21 protein-coding genes and 1 pseudogene are annotated in these 24839 nt (G+C 56.5%); 14 read left to right on the top strand and 8 right to left on the bottom strand.

All coding sequences use genetic code 11. The features are described from left to right. Window positions 1–70: 70 nt before the first annotated feature. The 6 genes and pseudogenes from AC2AXP_RS15355 to AC2AXP_RS15330 all read left to right on the top strand — a co-directional run bounded on the left by AC2AXP_RS15355 (window position 71) and on the right by AC2AXP_RS15330 (window position 5184). Window positions 71–1255, top strand: a complete 1185-nt coding sequence (locus AC2AXP_RS15355) for a M20 peptidase aminoacylase family protein (RefSeq protein ID WP_004960865.1) — start codon at window positions 71–73, stop codon at window positions 1253–1255. A 219-nt stretch (window positions 1256–1474) separates the two neighbouring features. Next, window positions 1475–2398, top strand: a complete 924-nt coding sequence (locus AC2AXP_RS15350; protein WP_371901896.1) for an ABC transporter substrate-binding protein — start codon at window positions 1475–1477, stop codon at window positions 2396–2398. 14 nt (window positions 2399–2412) lie between these two features. Further along, the gene (locus AC2AXP_RS15345; protein WP_004960857.1) at window positions 2413–2916 is read left to right on the top strand and encodes a GNAT family N-acetyltransferase; all 504 of its coding nucleotides are present in this window, start codon (window positions 2413–2415) and stop codon (window positions 2914–2916) included. Window positions 2917–2954: 38 nt separating this feature from the next. After that, window positions 2955–3869 (top strand): amino acid ABC transporter permease, encoded by a 915-nt coding sequence (locus AC2AXP_RS15340; RefSeq protein WP_039991904.1) that lies wholly within the window; start codon window positions 2955–2957, stop codon window positions 3867–3869. 14 nt (window positions 3870–3883) lie between these two features. After that, window positions 3884–4723 (top strand): amino acid ABC transporter ATP-binding protein, encoded by an 840-nt coding sequence (locus AC2AXP_RS15335; RefSeq protein WP_004960852.1) that lies wholly within the window; start codon window positions 3884–3886, stop codon window positions 4721–4723. Between the two features lie 108 nt (window positions 4724–4831). Further along, window positions 4832–5184: pseudogene (locus AC2AXP_RS15330) on the top strand (MmcQ/YjbR family DNA-binding protein). A gap of 292 nt (window positions 5185–5476) precedes the next feature. Here AC2AXP_RS15330 and tmaR read toward each other — a convergent pair. Together tmaR and AC2AXP_RS15320 are read right to left on the bottom strand one after the other, a co-directional pair. Next, a complete protein-coding gene (gene tmaR, locus AC2AXP_RS15325) occupies window positions 5477–5794 on the bottom strand; it encodes a PTS system regulator TmaR (protein WP_039992647.1) in 318 nt (105 codons plus the stop codon). Window positions 5795–6034: 240 nt separating this feature from the next. After that, entirely contained in the window at window positions 6035–6802 is a 768-nt protein-coding gene (locus tag AC2AXP_RS15320) for an N-acetylmuramoyl-L-alanine amidase (protein WP_004960842.1), read from the bottom strand. 173 nt (window positions 6803–6975) lie between these two features. Between AC2AXP_RS15320 and AC2AXP_RS15315 the strand changes: the two genes are divergently transcribed. Next, window positions 6976–7722, top strand: a complete 747-nt coding sequence (locus AC2AXP_RS15315) for a S24 family peptidase (protein WP_004960840.1) — start codon at window positions 6976–6978, stop codon at window positions 7720–7722. Window positions 7723–7726: 4 nt separating this feature from the next. Here AC2AXP_RS15315 and AC2AXP_RS15310 read toward each other — a convergent pair whose 3' ends face one another. Beyond that, the gene (locus tag AC2AXP_RS15310; RefSeq protein ID WP_039992645.1) at window positions 7727–8836 is read right to left on the bottom strand and encodes an SDR family oxidoreductase; all 1110 of its coding nucleotides are present in this window, start codon (window positions 8834–8836) and stop codon (window positions 7727–7729) included. A 249-nt stretch (window positions 8837–9085) separates the two neighbouring features. Between AC2AXP_RS15310 and AC2AXP_RS15305 the strand changes: the two genes are divergently transcribed. Further along, window positions 9086–9310: a hypothetical protein gene (locus AC2AXP_RS15305; RefSeq protein WP_004960835.1), complete on the top strand. Its 225-nt coding sequence runs from the start codon at window positions 9086–9088 to the stop codon at window positions 9308–9310. Between the two features lie 71 nt (window positions 9311–9381). Further along, entirely contained in the window at window positions 9382–10809 is a 1428-nt protein-coding gene (gene sbcB, locus AC2AXP_RS15300) for an exodeoxyribonuclease I (protein ID WP_484381788.1), read from the top strand. Window positions 10810–10899: 90 nt separating this feature from the next. On the opposite strand, the gene AC2AXP_RS15295 is transcribed toward sbcB, so the two are convergent. Then, entirely contained in the window at window positions 10900–12270 is a 1371-nt protein-coding gene (locus AC2AXP_RS15295) for an APC family permease (protein ID WP_004960827.1), read from the bottom strand. A gap of 536 nt (window positions 12271–12806) precedes the next feature. Next, on the bottom strand, window positions 12807–14225 hold the full coding sequence (locus AC2AXP_RS15290; RefSeq protein WP_004960823.1) for a glutamine synthetase family protein: 1419 nt from the start codon (window positions 14223–14225) through the stop codon (window positions 12807–12809). Window positions 14226–14583: 358 nt separating this feature from the next. Here AC2AXP_RS15290 and puuR point away from each other — a divergent pair, with 358 nt between their 5' ends. From puuR to AC2AXP_RS15270, 4 genes are all read left to right on the top strand, one after another. After that, window positions 14584–15141, top strand: coding sequence for an HTH-type transcriptional regulator PuuR (gene puuR, locus AC2AXP_RS15285; protein ID WP_004960821.1), 558 nt, complete (start codon window positions 14584–14586; stop codon window positions 15139–15141). 165 nt (window positions 15142–15306) lie between these two features. Beyond that, complete coding sequence (locus tag AC2AXP_RS15280) at window positions 15307–16818, top strand: sugar ABC transporter ATP-binding protein (protein ID WP_039992644.1); 1512 nt, start codon at window positions 15307–15309, stop codon at window positions 16816–16818. After that, window positions 16815–17810 (top strand): ABC transporter permease, encoded by a 996-nt coding sequence (locus tag AC2AXP_RS15275; protein ID WP_198773988.1) that lies wholly within the window; start codon window positions 16815–16817, stop codon window positions 17808–17810. Before AC2AXP_RS15280 ends, AC2AXP_RS15275 begins: the two co-directional genes overlap by 4 nt. Before the next feature lie 242 nt (window positions 17811–18052). Continuing rightward, a complete protein-coding gene (locus AC2AXP_RS15270; protein WP_198773987.1) occupies window positions 18053–20044 on the top strand; it encodes a ligand-gated channel protein in 1992 nt (663 codons plus the stop codon). Between the two features lie 54 nt (window positions 20045–20098). Here the strand turns inward: AC2AXP_RS15270 and AC2AXP_RS15265 are convergent, their stop codons facing one another. Then, window positions 20099–20887 carry an ABC transporter ATP-binding protein gene (locus AC2AXP_RS15265; protein ID WP_004960811.1) on the bottom strand — a complete coding sequence of 263 codons (789 nt, stop codon included), beginning with the start codon at window positions 20885–20887 and terminating at the stop codon, window positions 20099–20101. After that, window positions 20887–21969, bottom strand: coding sequence for a FecCD family ABC transporter permease (locus AC2AXP_RS15260; protein WP_004960809.1), 1083 nt, complete (start codon window positions 21967–21969; stop codon window positions 20887–20889). Before AC2AXP_RS15260 ends, AC2AXP_RS15265 begins: the two co-directional genes overlap by 1 nt. A gap of 356 nt (window positions 21970–22325) precedes the next feature. Between AC2AXP_RS15260 and AC2AXP_RS15255 the strand changes: the two genes are divergently transcribed. After that, entirely contained in the window at window positions 22326–23273 is a 948-nt protein-coding gene (locus AC2AXP_RS15255) for a GGDEF domain-containing protein (RefSeq protein ID WP_004960805.1), read from the top strand. Window positions 23274–23311: 38 nt separating this feature from the next. Here the strand turns inward: AC2AXP_RS15255 and AC2AXP_RS15250 are convergent, their stop codons facing one another. Beyond that, entirely contained in the window at window positions 23312–24790 is a 1479-nt protein-coding gene (locus AC2AXP_RS15250; protein ID WP_484381787.1) for an amino acid permease, read from the bottom strand. Window positions 24791–24839 lie beyond the last annotated feature (49 nt).

The raw sequence follows: 24839 nt of genomic DNA, 5'->3' as shown, positions 1-24839 counted from the left end.
CGCGCTGACTAGCATAATCATCAGCAACATCGCATTAATCACTCTGTGCCAACAATAAGGTTATTTAGCCATGAGCATTTCTTTCGCCGAAGACGTTAAGCCGACTCCTGTACAGCAGGGCTCCGCGCTGGAAAATAAACTTATCGCCCACCGTCGTGAATTACACCAGCACCCTGAATTATCCAATCAGGAATTTGTCACTACGCAAAAAATCACCGACTGGCTGAATGCCGCCGGCATACGTATCTTGCCGCTCGGGCTGAAAACCGGCGTTGTCGCCGAGATCGGTCCGCAACAGGGGCCGGTAGTAGCGCTGCGCGGCGACATCGACGCCCTGCCGATTGAAGAAACCTCCGGAGTGCCGTTCAGTTCACGACAGGCCGGCGTGATGCATGCCTGCGGCCACGATGTGCATACCTCGGTGATCCTCGGCGCGGCCTATCTGCTCAAGGCGCGCGAAGATCAATTGCCCGGCCGCGTGCGGCTGTTTTTTCAGCCGGCGGAAGAGCGATTCGGCGGCGCGTCGCAGCTGATTAACGCCGGTGCGCTGGAAAACGTCGATGTCATTTTCGGCCTGCATAACGCCCCGGAATTGCCGGTCGGCACCTTCGCTACCAAAAGCGGCGCGTTCTATGCCAACGTTGACCGCTTCCAGATCACCATAACCGGCAAAGGCGCGCACGCGGCGCATCCGGAGGAAGGCGTCGACAGCATTGTCACCGCCAGTCAGATCGTCAGCGCGCTGCAAACCGTGGTCAGCCGCAACGTCAGCGCGCAGCAGGCCGCCGTGGTCAGCGTTACGCGTATCGAAGGCGGCAATACCTGGAACGTCTTACCGCAAACCGTCTTATTGGAGGGCACGGTACGCACCCACAGCAATCCAACCCGTGAACAGATCCCGCAGCGGATCCGTCAGTTGATCGGCGGCGTCGCCGATGCGCTGGGCGCCAAGGCTGAACTGCAGTGGTTTGACGGGCCGCCGGCGGTGGTCAATACGCCGCGCTGGGCAGATTTCAGCCTGCAGGCCGCCGCAGAGTTTGGCTACCAGGCCGAGGTGGCTCCGCTGCAGATGGGCGGCGAAGATTTTGCGTTTTATCTGCATCATGTGCCGGGTGCGTTTGTCAGCATCGGTTCTGCCAGCGAATTCGGCCTGCATCATCCGCAATTTAACCCTGATGAAGCGGCGATTTATCCTGCGGCAAATTATTTTCAGCAATTGGCAGAAAAAGCCCTCAGGGAATTAAGCGCCCAATAACCATCACCGGCAGCGAATAATAGCAACAGCCCTGGCTATGCCCGGGTTGTTGCGTAGCATATTTGGCGGAATGGCGGCCAAATAATGCATTGCCATTTTCTCTCTATGATTATTGAATTTTGTTGTTTTACATCTCTATAACGCTGGGGAATAGTAAAAGCGTCGGTACAAAAATTATCAATGCAAACAATAATAATGCAGGTAAAAATAATAATGATGATGAAATACAGGGCAACCATTACGGCGACCGCCATCGCGGCACTATTGAGCATGCCGGCGCTGGCCGCGCCAGGGATTGATCTGATTGCCAATGAAACACCGATCCATACACCAAAAAGCGCGGAAGCGGTGGCGAAAATCCCGGCCAACTTCAAGTTTGTCGAACCAGGCACGTTGACCGTGGCGTTGGCGGTGCTCGGCAGCGCCCCACCGTTTGGCCTGTACGCCCGCGACAATAAAACCGTGATCGGCAGCGAGGCGGATATCGCCCGTCTGGTGGCCGACGGACTGGGGTTGAAACTCAAAGTGGTGCCGGCCGCCTGGGAGGACTGGCCGTTGGGCGTGGCGTCCGGCAAGTACGATGCCGCCATCTACAACATTACCGTCACCAAAGAGCGTAAAACCAAGTTCGATTTTGCCACCTACCGCCAGGATACGCTGGGTTTCTATGTCAAAACCACCAGCAAAATCACCAAGATCAATTCGGCAGCGGATATAGCCGGCAAACGCATCATTGTCGGCTCCGGCACCAATCAGGAGGCGGTATTGCTGGCGTGGGACAAACAGAATCAGGCCAAAGGGCTGCCGGCGCTGATCCCGCAATATGTCACCGATGACGCCGCCGCCACGCTGGCGATCCAGTCAGGCCGTGCCGATGCCACCTTTGGGCCAAACGTGACCGGCGCGTATAAAGCCCTGTTGACCGGCAAAACCAGGCTGGTTGGCACCGTGCCGGGCGGCTGGCCGAACACCGCCAATATCGCCGTCACCTTGAAGAAGGGCAACGGGCTGGTGAATGCCGTACAGGCCTCGCTCAATAGCGCCATCGCCAGCGGTGCCTATCTCAAGGTACTGGATCGCTGGGGCGAAAGCATCGAAAAAATCGACCATTCAGAGATTAACCCGCCAGGGCTGGGCGACTGAGAGGGAGCAGGACCATGAGTGAAGACGTTTTTATCCAGACCGTACCGGAAGATCCGCTGATCGCACCGGTGATTGCCGGGTTATTTGGCGAATACCGCGATCGCTACGGCGAGTTCTTTGCCAATCGGCCAGCAGAGGATGACCGCGCATTTTCCGCGCCCGACGGCATGTTTATCGTCCTGCTGAGAAACGCCGAGCCGATTGCCATGGGGGCCTATAAACGTTACGACCCGCAGACCGCCGAGCTAAAACGCATCTGGACGCAGCGCGCGCTGCGCCGTCAGGGGCTGGCGCAAAAAGTGCTGCATGAACTGGAACGCCGCGCCGTCGCGCATGGCTATCGGCGGCTGTTTCTGACCACCGGCTTTCGCCAGCCGGAAGCGGTCGGGCTGTATTTGTCCCACGGCTATCAACCGCTGTTCGACACCCGTCTCGATCCGGAAGTCTATTCCCGCCCTCCCTATGACGGGCGTTTGCCGTTTACCAAGACGCTGAAGGTCGACCTGCCGGTCAGCTAGTCCACACCATTGTGCACCGTATTGGAAAGAGAACGCCTATGAATCAGCATGCCTCTCCCCGCGTAAATCATCCGCCACTGAAAGTGGTGCCAGCACGCTATCCGTGGCGATTGGCCGGCGCGCTATTTGCCGCGTTCATCCTGTTGGCTATTATCCAGTCGATCGCCACCAATGACCGCTGGGAATGGGGTGTATTCCGTCAGTGGTTCTTTGATCCGGTGATCTTGTCAGGGCTCGGCAAAACGCTGTTGCTGACCTTGCTCGGCACCGTTTTCGGCGTGATGTTGGGCACCGCCCTGGCACTTGCCCGCCTGTCGTCATCTTACCTGCTCAACGCGCTGGCCTGGGGATATATCTGGCTGTTCCGCTCGCTGCCGCTGTTGCTGGTGCTGATCGTTCTGTACAACTTTTCCTATCTGTACGACAACCTGTCGCTCGGCATTCCGTTCACCAATATTGCCTTTTTCAGCACGCCAACGGTGGATTTGCTGGATCAGTTTTCGGTCGCCGTCATCGGTCTGTCGCTGGTGCAATCCGCCTATACCGCAGAAATCATTCGCGGCGGTATTTTGGGGGTGGAACAGGGGCAGCATGAAGCCGCCGCCGCCCTGGGGTTGCCGGCCTACCGCCGCACCTTCCGGATTATTTTGCCGCAGGCGCTGCGCTCGATTCTACCAACCGGCTTTAACGAAGTTATCAGCCTGGCGAAAGGGACATCGATTGTTTATGTGCTGTCGATGCCGGAGCTGTTTTATACCGTGCAGGTAATTTACAACCGCACTCAGCAGGTTATTCCACTGCTGATGGTGGCCACCGTCTGGTATCTGTTAATCACTACCGTACTGTCGATTTTGCAGCATTACGTCGAACGTTACTTCGCCCGCGGCACGGTTCGTCAGGTGGCGCCGACGCTGTTCAAACGCCTGCGCCGCTGGCGCATCGCCGGGTATTGATAAGGGAAAACCACATGTCTGAAGCCTTTGATCTCTTCGTTAACCGCCCGGAAAACGCCCCGCTCGAACCGAGGTGGGCGACTAAAACCGCCAGCGTCGGGCGCATCGACATCAATAATCTGAGTAAATACTACGGAGCGCATAAAGCGCTGGACAACGTCAGCCTGCAGATTGAGCCCGGCACCGTGACGGTGATCCTCGGCCCTTCCGGCTCCGGGAAGTCCACCCTGCTGCGCACCATTAATCATCTGGAACGGGTTGATGAAGGCTTTATCCAGATCGACGGCGAATACATCGGTTACCGTCGGAAAGGCGACACCCTGTATGAGCTCAAGGAGCGCGCCATCCTGAAACAACGCGCTCACGTCGGTTACGTGTTCCAGAACTTCAATTTGTTCCCGCATATGACGGTGCTGGACAACATCATTGAAGCCCCGATAGTTCACGGTCTTCTGTCCCGAAAACAGGCCGTCGCGCGCGCCTATGAACTGCTGCACACCGTCGGTCTGCGGGACAAGGCGCACGCCTGGCCGCGCCAACTGTCTGGCGGTCAACAACAACGTATCGCCATTGCCCGGGCGTTGGCGCTCAATCCCAAGGTGATGCTGTTTGATGAACCGACCTCGGCGCTCGATCCCGAGCTGGTGGGCGAAGTGCTGGATGTGATCAAGGCGCTGGCGCGCTCGGGCGTCACGCTGGTGGTGGTGACCCATGAAATCGGCTTTGCGCGTCAGGTCGCGGATCGGGTGGTATTCATGGTCGATGGCGCCGTGGTGGAAAACGGCCGTGCCGAACAGGTGCTGGATCGGCCGCGCCATGACCGGACCCGGCGCTTCCTGCAGAAAGTGCTGTAAACCGCGCCCGATGCGGCGACAAAGGCATACAATAGCGTTATTGAATCCCTTAGCCATAGACCCTGGTACTGACGGCATAAGTCACACACGGACACGCAGGGAATCATGATGGAAAGAGAGACGTTATGCGACTATGCCCGCCAACATTTTGCCTCCGAACCGGAGTATCTGTGGCGTAATCTCCCTGACTATGCGGTTCTGCGCCATCAGCGCAGCAACAAGTGGTTTGCACTGGTGATGAATGTTCCCGGCAGCAAGCTGGGGCTGACAACCGATCGACAGGGGGACCTGCTTGAAGTCAAGGCACGCCCGGGGCATATCGGTTCGCTGCGGCAAAAAACGGTATCCTGCCGGCTTATCCTATGAACAAGGAGCACTGGATCAGCATATTGTTGCCCGGCCCGTTGTCCGCACAGGACATACACCAATGGCTTGCCGACAGTTACCAACTGACATCCTGAAGCACCGCCAGTGAGCTGGCGCTCTGGGGGGGACACGCCTCAAGGCGTCTGACGACACCGAAGGTGCGGGCATTGGCTGAATTTATCTGTGAGAGGTATCCGGAGAGTTGGCTGCTGTTGCACGGCTAAGCAACGGCCTGGTCTCAGCGCGCAACGGCGGCACTGGCCTGGTCCAGACGCTAATGCTCAAAGCGCTGCACCAGAGCGCTGCGGCCAAAATGAAAAAACCCGCTTGATGCGGGTTTGGGCTATTCAGGCGCAATCGGCGCCCTGCGCCGGCGCTGACCGCAGGTTATTTCACTTCACCCATGGCTTTCAGCTTTTTAGACAGCTCACGGCGCTCTTTCGACAGATCGGCGTTTTTGATGATGTAGTCATCAACGCGATCTTCGTAATCGCCGCGCATATTGGCAATGATCGCCTGAATGTCTTCAATGCTCATGCCCGGCTTGATGTATTCGCTCAGGTTGTCGAGCAGCAATACTCGCTTCTGGTTGTCGCGGATTTTCTTTTCGTTATCAACGATTTCACGTTGCAGCTTGTTTTTACGTCGGAACATACGCACAAACTCCAGCACGTCCTGAAAACTCGGCTTATTTGCATTATCCATCTTCATACCCTTGCTTTGTAATACACAGATTCATTAGCTTACGGCCACAATGACACCAAGATACAGGTTTGTGGCTGTGCGACACAACTCTCAATGCCGTTATCTTACTCACTTTAGCAGGCTGGCAAAAACCTGAAGCGCCTGCTTTATGATCTCACCCGCTATTCCAACTCGCTGACGGTACGCTATTTAAGCAAACCAGCGGATTGATGGCTGCGGCACGCGACCAATCAGCAGGCGTTAAGCAGCGTATTTGTCCACCAGCGCCTGCAAGGTGGCCGCCGTTTCGGCATCCATCACACCATCATACTGGCGCTGACGAAAATGCAATTGAAAGGCGCGCACCAGTTGACGGTAACCTTCATCGCTGTCGGCGGCAGATGTGTCGTAGCCGTAGCGGGCGAACAGCGCCAGCAGCGCTGAACGTTCGGGCAGGCCGTGACGGCAATAATGCTGTTGATGGCGATGCTGCACCGCGGCGTCATACCAGGCTCCAACACCGGCCTGATACAGTTGTAACCAGGGGAACTGCGGGCCTGGGTCGCTTTTGCGGCCAGGGGCGATATCCGAATGCGCCACCACGTTAACCGGCGAAATGTCCGGATAGCGCTGCAAAATATTGCTCGTCAGTTGGATCACCGCGTCGATCTGCTGGGAATTGAACGGTGGGAAGTGAATATTTTCGCCGTCGCCGCTCGCCAGATTGACGATTTCGATGCCGATAGCGGTGTCGTTGAGATTGGTGCGCCCTGCCCACTGGCTGGCGCCGGCATGCCAGGCGCGTTCGTTTTCATCCACCAGGTTGAAAATACGCAGATCGCCATAGCCGGCCTCACGATAACTTTGATCGTCCGGATCCGGCACCAGATAATGCGCGCTGACGGCGGGCCCGGTCAGCGAGGTTATCGAGTCGGCAAAGTTTTGCGCGGTATAATGCAACACCAGAAAACGCACGCGGCGGTTGAAGCTGGTTACCGACCGATAACTGTTGTAATCAATAGTGAACATCACAGATTCCCTCTTGGTGGTTGCCGCAGATGCCGTTCACCGATCGTCACGATAGGCAAAACAGCCGCGGCGGTTCCTCGTGGCTCCCCCACTTTTAGCGGATTGCTAAATTGAGGGCAAGTTTTTAGCAACAGGATATTCCACTTTTTGCCAAACGGTGCGATTATCGGCCGATGGAAATCAAAGAAATACGGCGCAATAATCTGCGCGATCTGATGGCACGCTATGCGCGCAACGGCATCAACCAACATGAATTTTCCAGGCTGGTTGAATCTTCTGCGCCCACGCTCAGCCAAATCACCGGTGACAAATCCTGCCGCAATCTTGGCGATAACCTCGCCAGGCGGATTGAGGCCAGGCTCAGCCTGCCCACCGGCTGGCTTGACGTGTTCCATGAAAAATCGCTGGCAAGACCGTTTGAAAACGTCGCGGCGGGATCCGACTTTCAGCCTGCGCGGCTAAAACCGGTGGTGTGGGAAGAAACCGAGCAGGATCGGGAAGAGTTTGTGGAGATCCCGCTGCTGGACATCGATTTCTCTGCCGGCGACGGCTGCTATGATATTGTCGATCTCGAAGCGTTCTCCCTGATATTCCGCCGCTACTATCTGCACAAGATGGGCATTCCGGTCAATGCCGCGCGCATTATCCGCATTTCCGGCTCGAGCATGGAGCCTCGCCTGCAGGACGGTGACGTGGTGGGCATCAATACCGACGACACGCGCATACGCGAAGGAAAAACCTACGCCATTCGCCACGGCAACCTGCTGCGGGTCAAAATCCTGATCGAACAGCCGGACGGCGGGGTCATCATCCGCTCGCTGAACCGCGAAGAATACCAGGACGAACAGCTCAGCTATCAGCAACGCAAAGAACAGTTGATCGTGCTGGGCCGGGTATTCTGGTCGTCCTCGTCCTGGTAAACGTCTATTTGAAATCCACCACCATCTGCTGCGGAATCGACAGGCCACGCGTCGACTGCACGCAACGCGCGATATAATCGGTGAAGCGCGGTGGTTTCGGCATGCCCAGCTTGAGGATTTTTTCGTTACTGAACCGTACGTTGAGCATGGCGAATGAACCATACAGACGCATCGCCTTGAGCATCAGACGTTCATTGCACGGACCAAAAATGTCTTTCAACTGCCGGCGCATCTGCACCAGCGCATCATAGCTGACCTGCGCATAGCGATCGCCGACCGGCGCGGTTTCCAACGCCGCCGCCATTGCCCGATCAATGTCGGCAAAACTGACGCTGCACTCTTCGCCGGCAGAAATATGGTACAGATCATTTTCCAGTCGTTCGCCGTTGATCAGCATCACTAGCGCGTCGGCGCAATAATCGACCGGGATGACATCAATATTGTCCTGCAGCGAGCACATGAATTTACGCAGCATCAGCGCCATGCTGAACACCCAGAAAATACTGCTCGATGGCTGGCAGCCGAGGCGCGTATGGCCGACCACGATCGAAGGCCGGGCAATCACCAATGGCAATTGCGGCAATTCACGACGCATGCGCTGTTCGATGGTGGATTTGGAGCGGGTATATTCCACCAGGTGCTCGGCGTCAGATTCAAACTCGCCGCTTTCCGACACCAGCGCCCCCTGCTCCGGCGCACAGGACATAGCGGTGCCTACGTGTAAAAAGCGTTGCAATCCACCAACCTGCGACATTCTCTTCGCCAGAGCCAGCGTACCTTCAACGTTGACTTTCCAAATAAGCGGATTATTGCCAAATGACGCCACCGCCGCACAATTGATAACATGCGTTACCCGATTAATTCGACGGTCCGATAAAAATCCTTCCGGCTCGGACAAGTCCCCTAATAGAATATTTTCTTCGCTAATATTGTTGAATAAATCAGGCGCAAGATTAAATTTGGCCATATTATCCTTAATACGCGTCAAGCCCTGTGCAGGATTATTGGCCCGCACCAGTAACAGGAAATTAACTGGCTGTTTTTCAATAAGTAACTTCTCAAGCACCGCACCTCCGAGAAAGCCGGTAGCGCCCGTCAGTAGTAAAGTTTTCATGGTCATCATCCACATTGGCATTGAATGAGACGGATTGTATGTGGTAACAATTAAACGCATCATCAATAGAATACGCACGAAAAATAAAGAGCATCTTAATATTATCTTAAGGAATATCCTGAAACATCAAACCGCCATTGGTAACACTCTCCCTCGGCTGCAGATAAGATATTTCTTGTGCGTTGATATCTTATTTATGTTGCGTCTGTTTTAATCTGCACAATTATTCCCGTCCTTTTCGGAGCGACCATGAGCTACAAAAGAAAAGTCTGGCTGGGTGTGCTGCTATTTTGCACACTGTGCTGGCTAGCGGTGATCCAGGGTGTACATACGCTGAGCGAACGATTATTGCAACACTCTGCACAACAAAGTGACCAGATGGCAAAGGCCAGTATCAGTCCGCACGCCAAAAACCCGCACGCCATTGCTACGAACAGCATGCGTAACAACGCGCATTTCGATGTGAAAGCATAACCACTGCTTGGCATCGCGCCGCACGCCGTTACAATAGGGAGATATTCCTACGCGACTGAAGAGATGCGATTTTGAGCAGCAAGGCACCGGCCACATTCTACTTCCACGACTATGAAACCTTCGGCAAAAGTCCATCGATGGATCGCCCGGCGCAGTTCGCCGGCGTGCGAACCGACATGGACTTTAATATTATCGAAGAGCCGCTGGTGATCTACTGCGCCCCGGCCGATGACTACTTGCCCGACCCCGAAGCGGTGATGATTACCGGTATAACCCCGCAGGAGGCGCTGGCAAAAGGCGTGTGCGAAGCGGAGTTCGCCCGCCAGATACACCAGGCCTTCAGCGTCCCCGGCACCTGCATCGTCGGCTACAACAACATTCGCTTCGATGACGAAGTCAGCCGCAACATCTTCTATCGCAGTTTTTACGACCCTTATGCCTACAGCTGGCAGAACGGCAATTCCCGCTGGGACTTGCTCGATGTGATGCGTGCCTGCTACGCCCTGCGCCCTGAGGGCATCGTCTGGCCAGAAAACGACGACGGCTTCCCCAGTTTCCGGCTTGAGCACCTGACGCGCGCCAACGGCGTCGCGCATGAACAGGCGCACGACGCGATGTCCGACGTGCATGCCACCATTGCCATGGCCAAGCTGGTACGTCAGGCCCAGCCACGGCTGTTTGATTACCTGCTGCAACACCGCAACAAACACAAGCTGAACGCGCTGGTCGACATTGCCGAAATGACGCCGCTGGTGCACGTCTCCGGCATGTTTGGTGCCGCACGCAGCAACACCAGTTGGGTCGCGCCGCTGGCCTGGCACCCGGACAATAAAAATGCGCTGATCGTGTGCGACCTGGCCGGCGACATGACGCCGCTGCTGGAGCTGGATGCCGACCAACTGCGTGAACGACTGTATACCCGCCGCGATCGGCTCAGCGCCGATCGGCCGCCGGTGCCGATCAAACTGGTGCATATCAACAAATGCCCGGTGCTGGCGCCGGCAAAAACGCTGCTGCCGGAGAATGCCGACCGGCTGGGCATCGATCGCCAGGCCTGTCTGAACAATCTGCAGATCCTGCGCCAGCATCCGCAGGTGCGTGAAAAGGTGGTGGCACTGTATGCTGACGCCGAACCTTTTGCTGCCAGTGACAACGTCGATGCCAGGCTGTATGACGGCTTCTTCAGCGACGCCGACAAAGCGGCGATGAAAATCATTCAGCAGACCAAACCGCAAAATCTGCCGGCGCTGGATTTGACCTTCAACGATGACCGTATGCAGGAGTTGCTGTTCCGTTTCCGCGCGCGCAATTACCCCAATACGCTGGATGACGGCGAGCAACGTCGCTGGCTGCAACATCGCCAGACAGCGCTCAGCGCCGAAAAAGTGCAAAGTTATGTGCTGCAACTGGAAGCGTTATACAACCTGCATGAAGCGGACAGCGCCAAGCTGGCGTTGCTGAAATCGCTGTTCGATTACGGCAAGCAACTGGTTGGTTGAGGCAAAGAAAAAGGCCGCAACGGCGGCCTTTCGGGTTATCACTATTCTGACTTGCTCAGGGTTCCGCTGGCGGAACCCTTTTTTATGCGCTTAGGCCAGGTCTTCGCTGGCTTGCGGTACCGGCAAACGGAAGCTGCGGGTAACAAACGCCAGGTAGATCAGGCCGATTGCCGCCCATACCAGGCCCAGCGTCATCGAGCTGCTTTCCAGATTCAACCACAGCGCGCCCACCGTCAACGCGCCCATGATCGGCAGAATCAGATAATTAACCGTGTCTTTAACGCTACGGTTCATTTTATCGCGAATATAGAACTGGGAAATCACCGACAGGTTAACGAAGGTGAAAGCCACCAGCGCACCGAAGTTGATCAACGCGGTGGCGGTAACCAGATCAAACGATACCGCAGACAGGGCAATCGCCCCCACCAGCAGCACGTTCAGCGCCGGAGTACGCCATTGCGGGTGTACATAGCCGAAGAAACGCTGCGGGAATACCCCATCGCGGCCCATCACGTACATCAGACGGGAAACGCCAGCGTGCGCCGCCATGCCGGATGCCAATACCGTCACGCAGGAGAACACCAGAATGACCGACTGGAAGAACTTGCCAGCCACGTACAGCATGATTTCAGGCTGTGACGCATCAGGATCCTTGAAGCGCGAGATGTCCGGGAAGTACAGCTGCACGAAGTAAGACACCACGATAAAGATAATGCCGCCGATCAGCGCCGTCAGGAAAATCGCTTTCGGGATCACTTTCTCTGCGTCTTTGGTTTCTTCCGACAGCGAACTGATTCCGTCAAAGCCAAGGAACGAGAAGCACAGGATGGTCGCACCGGTGATCATCGGCACCACGTGGGCATCCTCAGACCAGAACGGGCGGCTGCTGACCAGGTGACCTGCGCCTTCGCCGTGATAAACGCCGTTGATCACCAGGCCAAGGAACACGATCATGATGGCGACCTGCACCACCACGATGATGGAGTTCAGGTTAGCGACCAGCTTGATGCCACGCAGGTTGAATAGCGTCATCAACGCCACCAGCGCCGCGACGAAAATCCACGACGGCACGCCCGGGAAGATGGCTTCCAGGTAAATCTTGGCCAACAGGATGTTGATCATCGGCATGAACAGATAGTCGAGCAACGACGACCAGCCGACCATAAAGCCAACGTGCGGGCCAATGGCCTTTTGCGCATAGGTATAAGCCGAGCCGGCAGATGGGAATTTCTTCACCAGTTTGCCGTAGCTAAGCGCGGTAAACAGTACCGCCAGCAGCGCAAAGGCATAGGCGGTCGCGACGTGACCATCGGTCAGGCCGGAAACGATGCCGAAGGTATCGAAAATGGTCATTGGCTGCAGGTAAGCCAGACCCATCATTACCACCGGGAGCAACGTCAGGGTTTTACGCAATTGAGGGCGCGGTGCCGCTGCGGCAGCGCTGATGATGTTATCGGACATTGCGCAGCCCCCCCTGACCTTCAGACTTGCGGATAATAGACACGCCAAGACTCAAGGTTGCGGGGAAACTTCGCAACGTGCGACTGAATTCTAAAAGAGGGGTATTGGAAGCTGGATAACGCGTCAAGGTGGCCTTGGCTGCTGCTCCATAATCGCTGCGAGTGCAGCGGAAACCGGCGGGCACCGGTGCTAAAGTGAAAAATTGCCCCATCTTTCTTATCCTCATGAGTCACGACCATAAAGTTTTGGTTGATCGTGAACAAACCTGTTTATCTATCCGGCTCGAAGTCCGGCCTCGCTTGGTGTATGAAACGCTCGGTTTACAAAACAAAAATGCAAAAAAATAACCGACGCTTTAAAACGTCGGCTATCTGCATTGGGGATATTTTGCATCAGAAAGCCTCTGGATGACAAGATCCAGAAGCCTTCTGACACAAATTCTTTTCGCGATCGACTGGAAAACCGCCTTACGGCTTAATAATTCCGCAAGTCATATCACGAAAAGTTATTTAACTAGCCTTACTTTATACCTCTTTTCAGGCATTTTTCAACATCCAGTCGATCTCGGTTTCGGTCACCATACGCTCGAACTGCATCAGCTCGTTCGACTTGCAGGCATGATAAACATGGCAAAAGCGCTGGCCAAGATACTGCTGCATCGCCGGCTGCTCGGCAAATTCATACAACGCGTCGCTCTGGCGGATAGGGAAAGGCAGCCCTTGCTGTTCCAACCCGTTACCGGTCACCGGCTCGGGCAGCGCTAATGTGTGATCAAGGCCGTATAGAATGCCGCTCAGCACGGTTGCCATCACCAGATAAGGGTTGGCATCGGCACCGGCAACCCGATATTCGACCCGGTGATGTTGTGGTTCACCACAGGGAATACGCAACGCCACGGTACGGTTGTTGTGCCCCCATGACGCCTGCGTCGGCACGTACATCCCTGGCTGGAAGCGGCGGAAGGCATTGACATTGGGTGCCAGCAGCGCCATTGACGCGGGCATCAGCGTAATCATCCCGGCCAGAGCGCGGCGCAGCAGCGCGGAGTCGCCGCCGTCCGCGTCGGCAAACAGATTGACCCCGTTGCCGTCCACCATGCTGATATGGATATGCATACCGCTGCCGGTATATTCCTCATAGGGTTTGGCCATAAACGTGGCGTGCAAATCGTGGTTTTCCGCCACCTGGCGCACCAGCCTTTTCAGCGCCAGCGCGTGATCACAGGCCTGCAGCACGTTATCGGTATGGTTGAGATTCACTTCAAACTGGCCTGGCGAGGCTTCGGCCACCGCGCCGTCCGCTGGCAGCCCCTGCATCTGAGCCAGGCTGTCGATGTCGTTCAGCACCGCGGAAAAATGGTTCAGATTGTCCAGCGAATACACCTGGCTCTGCACGTTGCGTTCCTGAGTGCCGGGCGCGCACGGCGGTTGCAGATACCCTTCGGCATCGCGCTGTCGGTCAATCAGATAGAACTCCAACTCTACCGCTACCACCGGGAACATGCCGCGCTGGCGCAACATCTGCCACACTCGGTTCAGCACATTGCGGGGTTCAACGTCAAAGGGAGTGCCATCTTCATCCAGCATGGTCAGCAACAGCTGGCCGATATTTTCCGCATCCGCTGCCGACGGCGTCAAGGTGCCCGCTACCGGCATACACACCCGGTCCGGCTCACCCAGCTCCTGGCCCAGACCGGTTTCTTCCACCACGTTGCCCAAAATATCCATGGCAAATACCGATGCGGGGAAATAACAGCCTTTTTCCAGTTTATTCAGCCCGGAGACGGGAATACGTTTACCGCGGAAGGAACCATTGAGATCGGTGAGGAGAATGTCGATATACTGCGTTGCAGGGTGGCGTTCCAAATAGTGAGCAACCTCACGTTGGAACGCGCTACTTCGCCTTTCTTCATTATGCTGTGCAAAATTTTCAACTGCTGCGATATGGGTTTGCATACTTCACCTGCCATTATGCCCTGGAAAGACGCCGTGGCGCCGCTTACCGAACGTTTAACATAGCGAATCAACTCTCTTTAGACAGCGCCACCGGCCGGCGCTCAAAATAACATCCATAATATGAAACATAGCCTTAACAGAATTGGTTTGCAAATGTTACAATGGTGATTGATTATTCGCCACCCACTGCTAAATTGATAAAATATTGACCGAAAAGGCGATAGATTGTTTCGACATACGGAATTTATTTCGGTGAGTCAGGTATCATCATGGGCAATATATTTTCCACCGTCATCGTCTTGCTGCCCTATGGCGGCAACCTTTCTGCCAGCCATCTCTTTTAGAAGGAAGTACCACTATGAGCGAAGTCAGCTTGGCGCCAGGTAAGCGCCTGTCGCAAATCCGTCAGCAATTGGGTTTGTCACAGCGCCGGGTCGCCGAACTGTCCGGATTGACCCACAGTGCCATCAGTACCATCGAGCAGGACAAGGTCAGCCCTGCCATCAGCACCCTGCAAAAACTGTTGAAAGTGTATGGCTTATCGCTGTCGGAATTCTTTGCCGAACCGGAGCGGCTGGATCAACCGAAAGTGGTGATCGACGCCGACGATCTGATAGAAATCGGCAGTCAGGGGGTATCGATGAAACTGGTGCATAATGGCAGCCCGACGCGTACGCTGGCGATGATGCTGGAAACCTACCCGCCAGGCACCACCACCGGCGAAAAAATAAAGCACCAGGGCGAAGAAGTCGGCACCTTGCTGGAGGGCGAGATCGTGCTGACCATCAACGGCCAGAGCTATGCTCTCAGCGCCGGCCAGAGCTACGCGATCAATACCGGCATTCCTCACAGTTTCAGCAATACCTCAACCCGCGTCTGCCGTATCGTCAGCGCACATACGCCCACCACCTTCTGATCGCCGGCCATTTCCCCCGCCCGTCGCGCCACCCGGACGGGGGATCGGTAATGCAACAACCATTTTCATCTCTCTTATGCCATTTCGTTCGTTGCCAAAACGGCAATCTATGTTAAAAAAGAACCACTTTAGCCATCTAAACACCTAAACGTCTTCATGCACATGATGCCAACCGCTACGCCCTCCCGCCTGGAGATGCGCAATATCTCGATCGCCTTTGCCGGCTTCAACGCCTTGCAAAATGTGAATTTTACCCTGACGGGAGGATCCATCCATGCGTTGGTCGGTGCCAACGGTGCCGGCAAGTCGACGCTGATGGCGATCCTGTCCGGCGCCCATAGCCATTATCACGGCAATATCTTAATCGACGGCCATGCGGTCGACATTCATTCCCCGCTGCACGCGCGGCAGCTGGGTATTCACGTGGTACAGCAGGAGGTCGACGTCGCCCTGATCCCGACGCTGTCGGTCGCGGAAAACATCATGCTCGACTGGCTCAACCAGCCCGGTCAGCTGTTGAACTGGCGTCAGCTGTACACACAGGCGCAGGCCCTGCTCGATCAACTGGCGTTGACCATCAATCTGCGGCGGCGGCTGGCAGACTGCACGCTGGCGGAAAAGCAGCAGGTACTGCTGGCGCGCGCCCTATCGCACCGCTGCCGTTTTCTGGTGCTGGATGAACCGACCGCCCCGCTGGACCGCGCCGAAAGCCAACGCCTGTTCACGGTGGTGCGCCGTTTACAGTCTGAAGGCATCGGCATCGTGTTTATCTCACACCGCATTCATGAACTGAGCGAAGTATGCGACCGCTTGACGGTGTTGCGCGACGGCCAACAGGTCAGTGAGGACGCCATGCGCGGGTTGAGCGGCGAACAGATCGTCGAAAAAATGCTCGGCCATCGCCTGGACGACATCTTTCCACCGCGTCGCCCTACGCCACAGCCACGGCCGTTGCTGTCGGTGCGCGGCCTGAGCGATCGCCATAAATTGCGCGACATTTCCCTGACGCTGCAACAGGGTGAAATTCTCGGCATCGCCGGCCTGGCCGGTGCAGGCAAAACCGAATTGTGCAAGGCGCTGTTTGGCGCCACGCCGGCACGCATCAAACATGGCGAACTGCATGGCAAACGCTGGAAGCCTGATTCGCCGCATCGTTCCGTCGTGCTAGGTATGGCGCTGGTGCCGGAAGAACGCCGCCAACAGGGGGTGTTTATTGACGAAACCATTGCCATGAACCTGAGCGTCGCTGCCGACGACGGTTTCTGCCGCTGGGGCGTTTTCAGCCAGCGGCAGGCGCTGGACTGGGCGCAGCAGGTGATCCGCCGTCTGGGCATACGCGCCGCCGGGCCGCAGCAGAGACTGGCGCGACTGTCCGGCGGCAACCAGCAAAAGGTGGCGATAGGCAAATGGCTGCGCGGCGATGCCGATCTGCTGATTTTCGATGAACCGACCAAGGGCGTGGACATCAAGGCCAAGCAGGATTTGTTTGCGTTGATAGACCAGTTGGCGCGTGACGGCAAAGGCATCATTTATGCCTCGGGTGAATTCTCCGAACTGGTTGGCCTGTGCGATCGCATTTGCGTGTTATGGGATGGCCGCATCGTGGCTGAACTCAACGCTGCCGATATTGATGAAGAAACCTTGTTACTGTATTCCACCGGAGGAACCCCAGCGTGAGTAAAGACCTTTCCCTGCCCAACGCCCAACCCTGGCGTCATCGGCTGTTCGAGTTTTTATATAAATGGGGGATGCTGCTCACCGTCGTTGCTCTGGTCGCTCTGTTCGGCCTGGCGTCGGACAATTTTCTCGATCCCAACAACATCATCAATATTCTGCGTTCGATCGCCATCGTCACGGTGATCGCCATCGGCGTTTCCATTTCGCTGTCGGTTGGCGGGTTTGATCTTTCCGTCGGATCGACCGCATCGCTGGCTAATGCGCTAGTGATCTCGCTGTTTGTCTGGTACGGCTTTGGCACCACTGGGGCGATTGTCCTGACGCTGTTGCTATGCACCCTGGTCGGTTTGTTCAACGCGTTTCTGATCGTGGTGCTCAAGATCCCGGATATGCTGGCCACCCTCGCCAGTCTGTTCGTCATTCAGGGCGTGGCGATGACCTACAGCTATGGCGGCTCGATCACCCAGAATATGCTATTGCCCAGCGGTGAGATGGCCGAAGGCGTCATTCCACAGATCTTTTCCGCCCTGGGCCAGGTGCCGGTGATCGTGCTGATCATGTTGGCGGTAACGCTGGTGGTGCAGCTGTTCCTGTCGCTGACCAAGCACGGACGCCGCATGTATGCGATCGGTGGCAATGCGCAAGCGGCACGGCTCTCCGGCATTCGCACCCTGCGTTACAGGGTTATCGCATACGTGCTTTCGTCGCTACTGGCGGCGCTTGGCGGCATTCTTCTGGCGTCACGTATCGGCTCTTCGCAGGTCAACGCCGGCGGCGGTTATTTGATGGATGCAGTGGCGGCAGCCTATATCGGCTTTTCGCTGGCTGGGTCTGGCAAACCCAACGCCTTCGGCACGCTGATTGGCGCAATCATTCTTGGCGTACTGCAAAACGGCCTGGTGATGCTGTCGGTCCCCTACTACGCAATGGATATCATCAAAGGGTTGGTATTGGCGCTGGCGCTGGCCATCACCTACATCCAAAAGCGCTGAATCCCCCGGCACGCTGCAGCGTGCCGTTTCCCCCTCGTTGAATTATTCCTGACCAACCCCTGATCAAATATACAAATGATACGAATTATCATTTGCATTTACATTCGTTTTTATTTCCTTACAATACCCTTACGCACCACCCCTCGGGCCTTTTCATCCACAGAGATGCAAGGGTTTTCATTTTTAACTCAGTAGGTTAACAGGCAGAGCTGCCTGTTTCTCTGGCCAGGAATCGTTCATTCATGGAAATGCCAAACTATAATAAGCTCGCCGCATTAATCCTTGCGTCATTTGCCAGCCACGCTGCCTTTGCAGCCAGCCAGGACGATCAACAGGACACCATGGTGGTTACCGCCTCCGGGTTCCAACAGAAAATTCAGGACTCGCCGGCGTCGATCTCGGTGATCCCCCGCCAGCAGCTGGAAGAAAAAGCCTATCGCGACGTTACCGATGCGCTGAAAGACGTGCCGGGCGTGGTGGTTAGCGGCGGTGGCAGCAGCAGCGATATCAGCATTCGCGGCATGTCATCCAAATACACGCTGATTCTGGTGGACGGCAAGCGCGTCGATACTCGCGGCACCCGGCCGAACAGCGACAACGCCGGTATCGAACAAGGTTGGCTGCCGCCGCTGGAGGCCATCGAACGAATCGAAGTGGTACGCGGTCCGATGTCATCACTGTACGGCTCCGATGCCATGGGCGGCGTGATCAACGTCATTACGCGCAAAACCAGCACCACCCAGGGCTGGAAAGGTTCGCTGCACGCCGACGCCACCTTCCAGGAGCGCCGCGATTCCGGCGATCTGTTCCAGACCAACGCCTACGCCTCCGGCCCGCTGATCGACGGCCTGCTCGGTCTGCGCGTCAACGGCCTGCTGTCGCACCGCGCCGAAGACGAAATTGTCAACGGCTACAACGAGCAGCGCATGCGCAGCGGTACGGCGGTGTTCAGCCTGACGCCAGATGATAAAAACGAATTCGACTTTGAAATTGGTCGTTCATTGCAGGATCGTAACAGCACGCCCGGCAAGTCGGTGGCCGCCGAACGTTGCAGCAAAGGCAAATGCACCCCAAGCCAGGTGAGCGAAAGCCTGTATACCCGCACCAACTATGCGCTGACGCATAACGGCTACTATGATTTTGGCCATACCAACAGCTACGTTCAACGCGAAGAAACCAACAACCCCGGCCGTAACATGAAGATGTACAACACCATCTTCAATACCCAGAACCAGTTCGAGTTGGGCGATCATATGCTCAATCTGGGCGGCCAATATCGTTATGAAAAGCTGGCTGACGGCGGCAACCAGTTGGTAGCGGCGCAGGATGTGAACCAGCTGACGCGCTGGAGCTGGGCATTATTTGCCGAAGATGAATGGGCGCTGACCAACGACTTCAGTCTGACTACCGGCCTACGGATGGATCAGGATCAAAACTACGGCAGCCATTGGACGCCGCGCATGTATGGCGTATGGCACCTGGCCGAGCAGTGGACACTGAAAGGCGGCGTATCTGCCGGCTACCGCTCACCTGACCTGCGTCAGTCCTCGCCCAACTGGGGCCAGGCCACCGGCGGCGGCGTGCGCTCCGGCATTATCGTCGGCAACCCGGATTTGCAGCCGGAAAAAAGCCTGAGCGAAGAGATCGGCCTGATGTGGGATAACCTCAAGGGCATCAACGCCGGCGTCACGGTATTCAATACCGACTTTAAAGATAAAATTACCGAAGTAAGGCGCTGCGAAGATACGCCAGACTGCATGATTGGTACCACCCACTATGACTTTATCAGCGACCGCGTCAACGTCGATAAAGCCAACATGCGCGGCGTGGAAGCCACCTTCGGCTGGCAGATCAGCAAGGATTGGCAGTGGAACACCAACTACACCTATACCTCGTCCGAGCAAAAGAGCGGTCAGTTCGAAGGCAAGCCGTTGAACCAGATGCCCAAGCACATGATCAACTCGACGCTGGACTGGCAGGCAACCCACGACGTCAGCCTGTGGTCGCGCGTCAACTTCCGCAGTAAAACCTCTGAATACCTGAGCCGCACCTCGATCGCGCAGAGCACGCCGTCATACACTTTCGTTGACATGGGCCTGAGCTATAAGGCGAACAAAAACCTGCTGGTCACCGGTGGGGTGTACAACATTCTGGATAAAAACGTCAATTACGACGACTACAACACCACGCTGGACGGCCGCCGCTACACGGTAGGCATGACCTACAGCTTCTAACGGACAAAAGGCCCTAAACGGGCCTTTTTATTCTGACGCTTACTCCACCAGCCGTTACACCACCGGCTCGGTCACCAACCCGTCAATCAATACCTGCGGCGTGCCCTGCGAGCAGCGCTCGATGCGACCGCGCACGCCATAGACCTGTGCCAGGCTTTGCGGCGTGATCACCTGCTCCGGCAGCCCGTCGGCGATCATATTGCCGTTTTGCAGCATCAGAACGTGGTCACCGTGGCGTAAGGCAATATTGATGTCATGCACCACCACCACCGTCACGATATTGCGTTTGCGGGTTTCACGGCGTACCAAGTCCATCACGTGAAACTGATAGTTCAGATCGAGCGCGCTGAGCGGTTCGTCCAGCAACAACAAGGACGGTTGACGGATCAGCGACTGCGCCAGGCCAACCAGTTGCTTCTGGCCGCCGGACAGCTGATCCAGATAGCTCAGCGCCAGATGGGCGATACCGAGCTGTTCCAGCAGCGCCATCACCTCCGCTTCGCTGCCGGCATTGCTCCGGCCGCCGGAGGCGCGCTGCGCGACGATAATCGATTCCAGCACGTGCAAATGCACGCCGGCCGGCAGCGACTGCGGCAGATATACCACCTGTTCGGCGCGGCGGGCGAACGGCATTTGCATCAGGTCATTGTTGTCCAGCCACAGCTGGCCCTGCGCCGGGTTAAGGCCAGCCAGCGAGCGCAGCAGCGTCGACTTGCCGCTGCCGTTCGGCCCCAACAGCACGGTAATCTTGCCACGCGGCAGCATTGGTACCGATAGATCGACGATCACCGGGCGTTTTGGGTAACCGGCAGAAAAGCCGGCGATACGTAGGCCCTGGTTCATCAGACGTTCCCCCGGTGGCGTAGAATAATACTCAGGAAAAACGGCACGCCAACCAGCGAGGTGACAATACCGACCGGAATAATGATGCCCGGCACCAGGTTTTTCGATGCCACCGAGGCCATCGACAGCACCAGCGCACCAATCAGCGCACTGGCCGGCAGGTAGAAACGGTGATCTTCGCCAAACATCATGCGCGCGATATGCGGCGCAACCAGCCCGATAAAGCCGATCGGCCCAACGAATGCCACCGCCAGTGCCGAAAGAATACTGATGCGTAGCAGGGTCGCCAGCCGCAGGCGGCGTACGTCGATGCCAAAGCTGACGGCGCGATCTTCACCCAGACGCAGCGCGGTCAGTTTCCAGGAGCTCATCATCGACAGCGGCAGCAGCACGGCAAACGCCGCAAACAGTATACCGAGCTTATCCCATGAGGCGCGCGACAGGCTGCCCATGGTCCAGAACACCAATCCCTGCAGCGTGTCTTCACTGGCGATAAACTGCATCATCGACACCAGCGCATTGAAGGTGAACACCAGCGCAATGCCAAACAGCACCACGCCGGAGGTGGCGACCCGCGTCCAGCGGGTGATGCCGTCCAGCATCAACGCAGCCAGCAACGCAAAGACGAAGGCATTGGCGGAAATAAACCACTGGGCAGGAACCCCCGGCAGCCCAATGCCCAGCACGATAGCCAGCGCGGCGCCGAACGCCGCCGCCGAAGAAACCCCCAGGGTAAACGGGCTGGCCAGCGGATTATTAAGGATGGTCTGCATTTCTGCACCGGCCAGCCCCAACGCCATGCCAACCACCACCGCCATCAGCGCGTACGGCAGACGAATATCCCAGACGATGACCCGCGTGCCGGCATCGGCCGCCGCAGGGTCGATTAGCGTTTGCCAGAGGGAAGACAGCGAAAGGCCGGACGGCCCCATGGTAAAGTCCAGCAGCAGTGAACCGGCGATCGCCAGCGCCAGAATCCCCATGATTATCAGGCGATGGCGCAGAATATGCTGATAGTGCCCCATCACCTGGACGCCGGATTGCCCCTTTGCGTCTGGCAAAGGATCGGTGGTTACGCTCATTATTTTTGGCTACCTGTTACGACGAAATGATTACCACCGGTCAACCCGGTGATTGCAGCGGAAAAGTGCGCAGCATCTGCGCGGCAATAGGCGCTAACAATAAAGCAAACGATAATACTTATCAATCACAGCGATAGCCATGGCAACAAAAATTACAGCGTAATCATTTGTTTTATAAATAGAATTACAATTAGTTTCCCAGTGAAAGTATATGTTTCCTCAGGTTAAACATTCTGAAAAACCCACCGTCGCCTCCAGCGTTATGACAAATCGCCAAAAAAGCACATAGAATCCCAGCCATGGCCGCAGTTGAGCGCGCCGTTTCGGCCATATTAATAGGGATATAAAGAGGCTTTATGAGAACGTTACCCACCGCCAACGCGGCTAAACGCCCGTTACTGCTGCGCTGGTTGCTGCACAGCCCGTTACACGCCGATGACTGCCGGTTCCAGAGCCAGATGCGCCAGGCATTACCCGTGTCCGTCAATGCGTTGTGGCTGTATGTCGTCGGCGCAGTGTTGCTGTCAACGCTGGCGGTGCTGGCGGTACTTTCCGGTCGCTATGTATTGATGTCTGGCGCCGGTTTACTGCTGTGCGGGCTGGCCTTCTGGCTGATACAGTACCACGCCGCCGCGCCACGCTTGGCCATGCTGGAAATCACCCTGCTGACCACGCCCTACCTGCTGGCGACGCCGTTTTCCGGCGTGCAGAACCTTTATCTGCTGGCGGATATTCTGCCGTTGTGGTTATGGTTGGCACACGGGCTTATCCGCCGTCATCACCGCCAGCTGGCGCAGAGCGTGAAGCTGGCTGCCGAGCAGCAACGGGCGGCGCATCGGGATCCGCTGACCGGCCTGCTCAATCGCACCGGTGTCGAAGCGATACTGGCCGAGGTATGTCAGCCTTCGCCAATCGCGCATTCCCTATCGCATATGTTCATTCTCGAATTCGGCCCTTTGTCGGCGCTGTATCAGAGTCACGGCGTGCAAATCGGTGATGACGTGCTGCGCACGCTCGGCGAACGCCTGAAGACGCTGATCCGCCCGAGCGATCATCTTTGTCACTATCTTGGTGGACAGTTTCTGATTCTGCTGCATGACCTGCCGTACGGCGCGGAAAACGAGCTGCTGGCGCGCATTACCCCGCCATTGGCTGCGCCTTTTGACTTCGGCGCGTTCGGCAGCGTCAGTCTGAGCCTAACTACCGGCATCCTGATTTTACGGCCACGGCATGATCAAACGGTGGACGGTCTGTTAACGGCGGCCCAGCAGGTGCTGGCAGAGGCAAAACGGGGAGGGAAATAACGCGGCACCGCAGCGCCGCGTTTGATCGGATCAGGGCGTTATTTCACGTCCATCTTCGGGAATTCCATTTCGCTGTACTTCACCACGCGAGTGCCGCGCGTCAGCTTGTAACCGAACCAGATAATCAGGAACAGCGGAATACCGATGTAGGTGGCAGTCACGCCATACCAGTCGATTTTATCTTCCAGGAACGCCTGGTAGTTCTGGCCCAGGGTAATGATCAGGCACAGCACGAAAGCGAAGATCGGCCCCAACGGGAAGAAACCGGAACGGTACGGTAAATCGCTCAGATCACGCCCTTGCAGCATATAGCCGCGGCGGAAACGATAGTGGCTGATGGCAATCCCCAACCAGGCGATGAAACCGGTCATGCCCGAGGTATTCAGCAGCCACAGATACACCGACTGGTTGCCGAACATCGAACTCAGGAAGCACAGGCCCGCCACCACGGTAGTGGCATACAGCGCATTACGCGGTACGCCGCCCTTCGACAGTTTGGCGAAAATGCGCGGTGCCTTGCCTTCCGACGCCAGCGTGAACAGCATGCGGGTCGAGGCATACATGCCGGAGTTGCCGGCCGACAACACCGCCGTCAGAATGACCGCGTTCATCACCGCCGCCGCAGACAGCAGGCCGGCATGCTGGAATACCAGCGTGAACGGGCTGACGCTGATGTCTTTTACGTCGTTACGCAGCAGGCTCGGATCGGAATAAGGAATGATCAGGCTGATGATCAGAATGGCGAAGATATAGAATAACAGAATACGCCAGAACACCTGACGCACCGCGCGCGGGATATTCTTGCCCGGGTTCTCGGATTCGCCGGCGGCGATGCCGATCAGTTCAGTCCCCTGGAACGAGAAGCCGACGATCATCGCCACGCCTATCATTGCCGAAAAGCCGCCGGCAAACGGCGCGTCGCCAATGGTCCAGTTTTGCCAGCCAGCATGTTCGCCGCCCTTCAGGATGCCGACAATCATCAATACGCCAATGGCAATGAAGATGATGACCGTCGTGACCTTGATCAGCGAGAACCAGTATTCGGCTTCGCCGAAGCCTTTCACCGAAATGTAGTTCAGCAGGAACATCAGACCCAGGAACAAGGCACTCCAGATCCAGCCGGGCGTATCAGGGAACCAGTAACTCATCACCAACTGCGAGGCGACCAGATCAACGGCGATGGTAACCGCCCAGTTGTACCAATAGTTCCAGCCCAGCGCGAAGCCGAAACCTTCTTCAACGTATTTGGCGCCGTAGGTGGAAAATGAGCCGGAAACCGGCATAAATGCCGCCAGTTCGCCCAGACTGGTCATCAAGAAGTACACCATCAGGCCAATCAACGCGTAGGACAACAGCGCCCCACCCGGCCCGGCTTGAGAAACCGTTGCGCCCGAGGCGACAAACAGGCCGGTACCGATGGAACCACCAATGGCAATCATGGTTAAATGCCGCGCTTTTAGCTCGCGGCGTAGCCCGGGTGCTGGTTGCCCCGATGTTTTTATATCCTGCTGAGCCATTCTTACCCTATCTGCTCTTCAAAAAATGAGGGCGGATTGTAACAAATAC

This window comes from Serratia sp. Sp408 (assembly GCF_057180665.1).
This window is presented reverse-complemented; position numbering and strand designations above follow the sequence as displayed.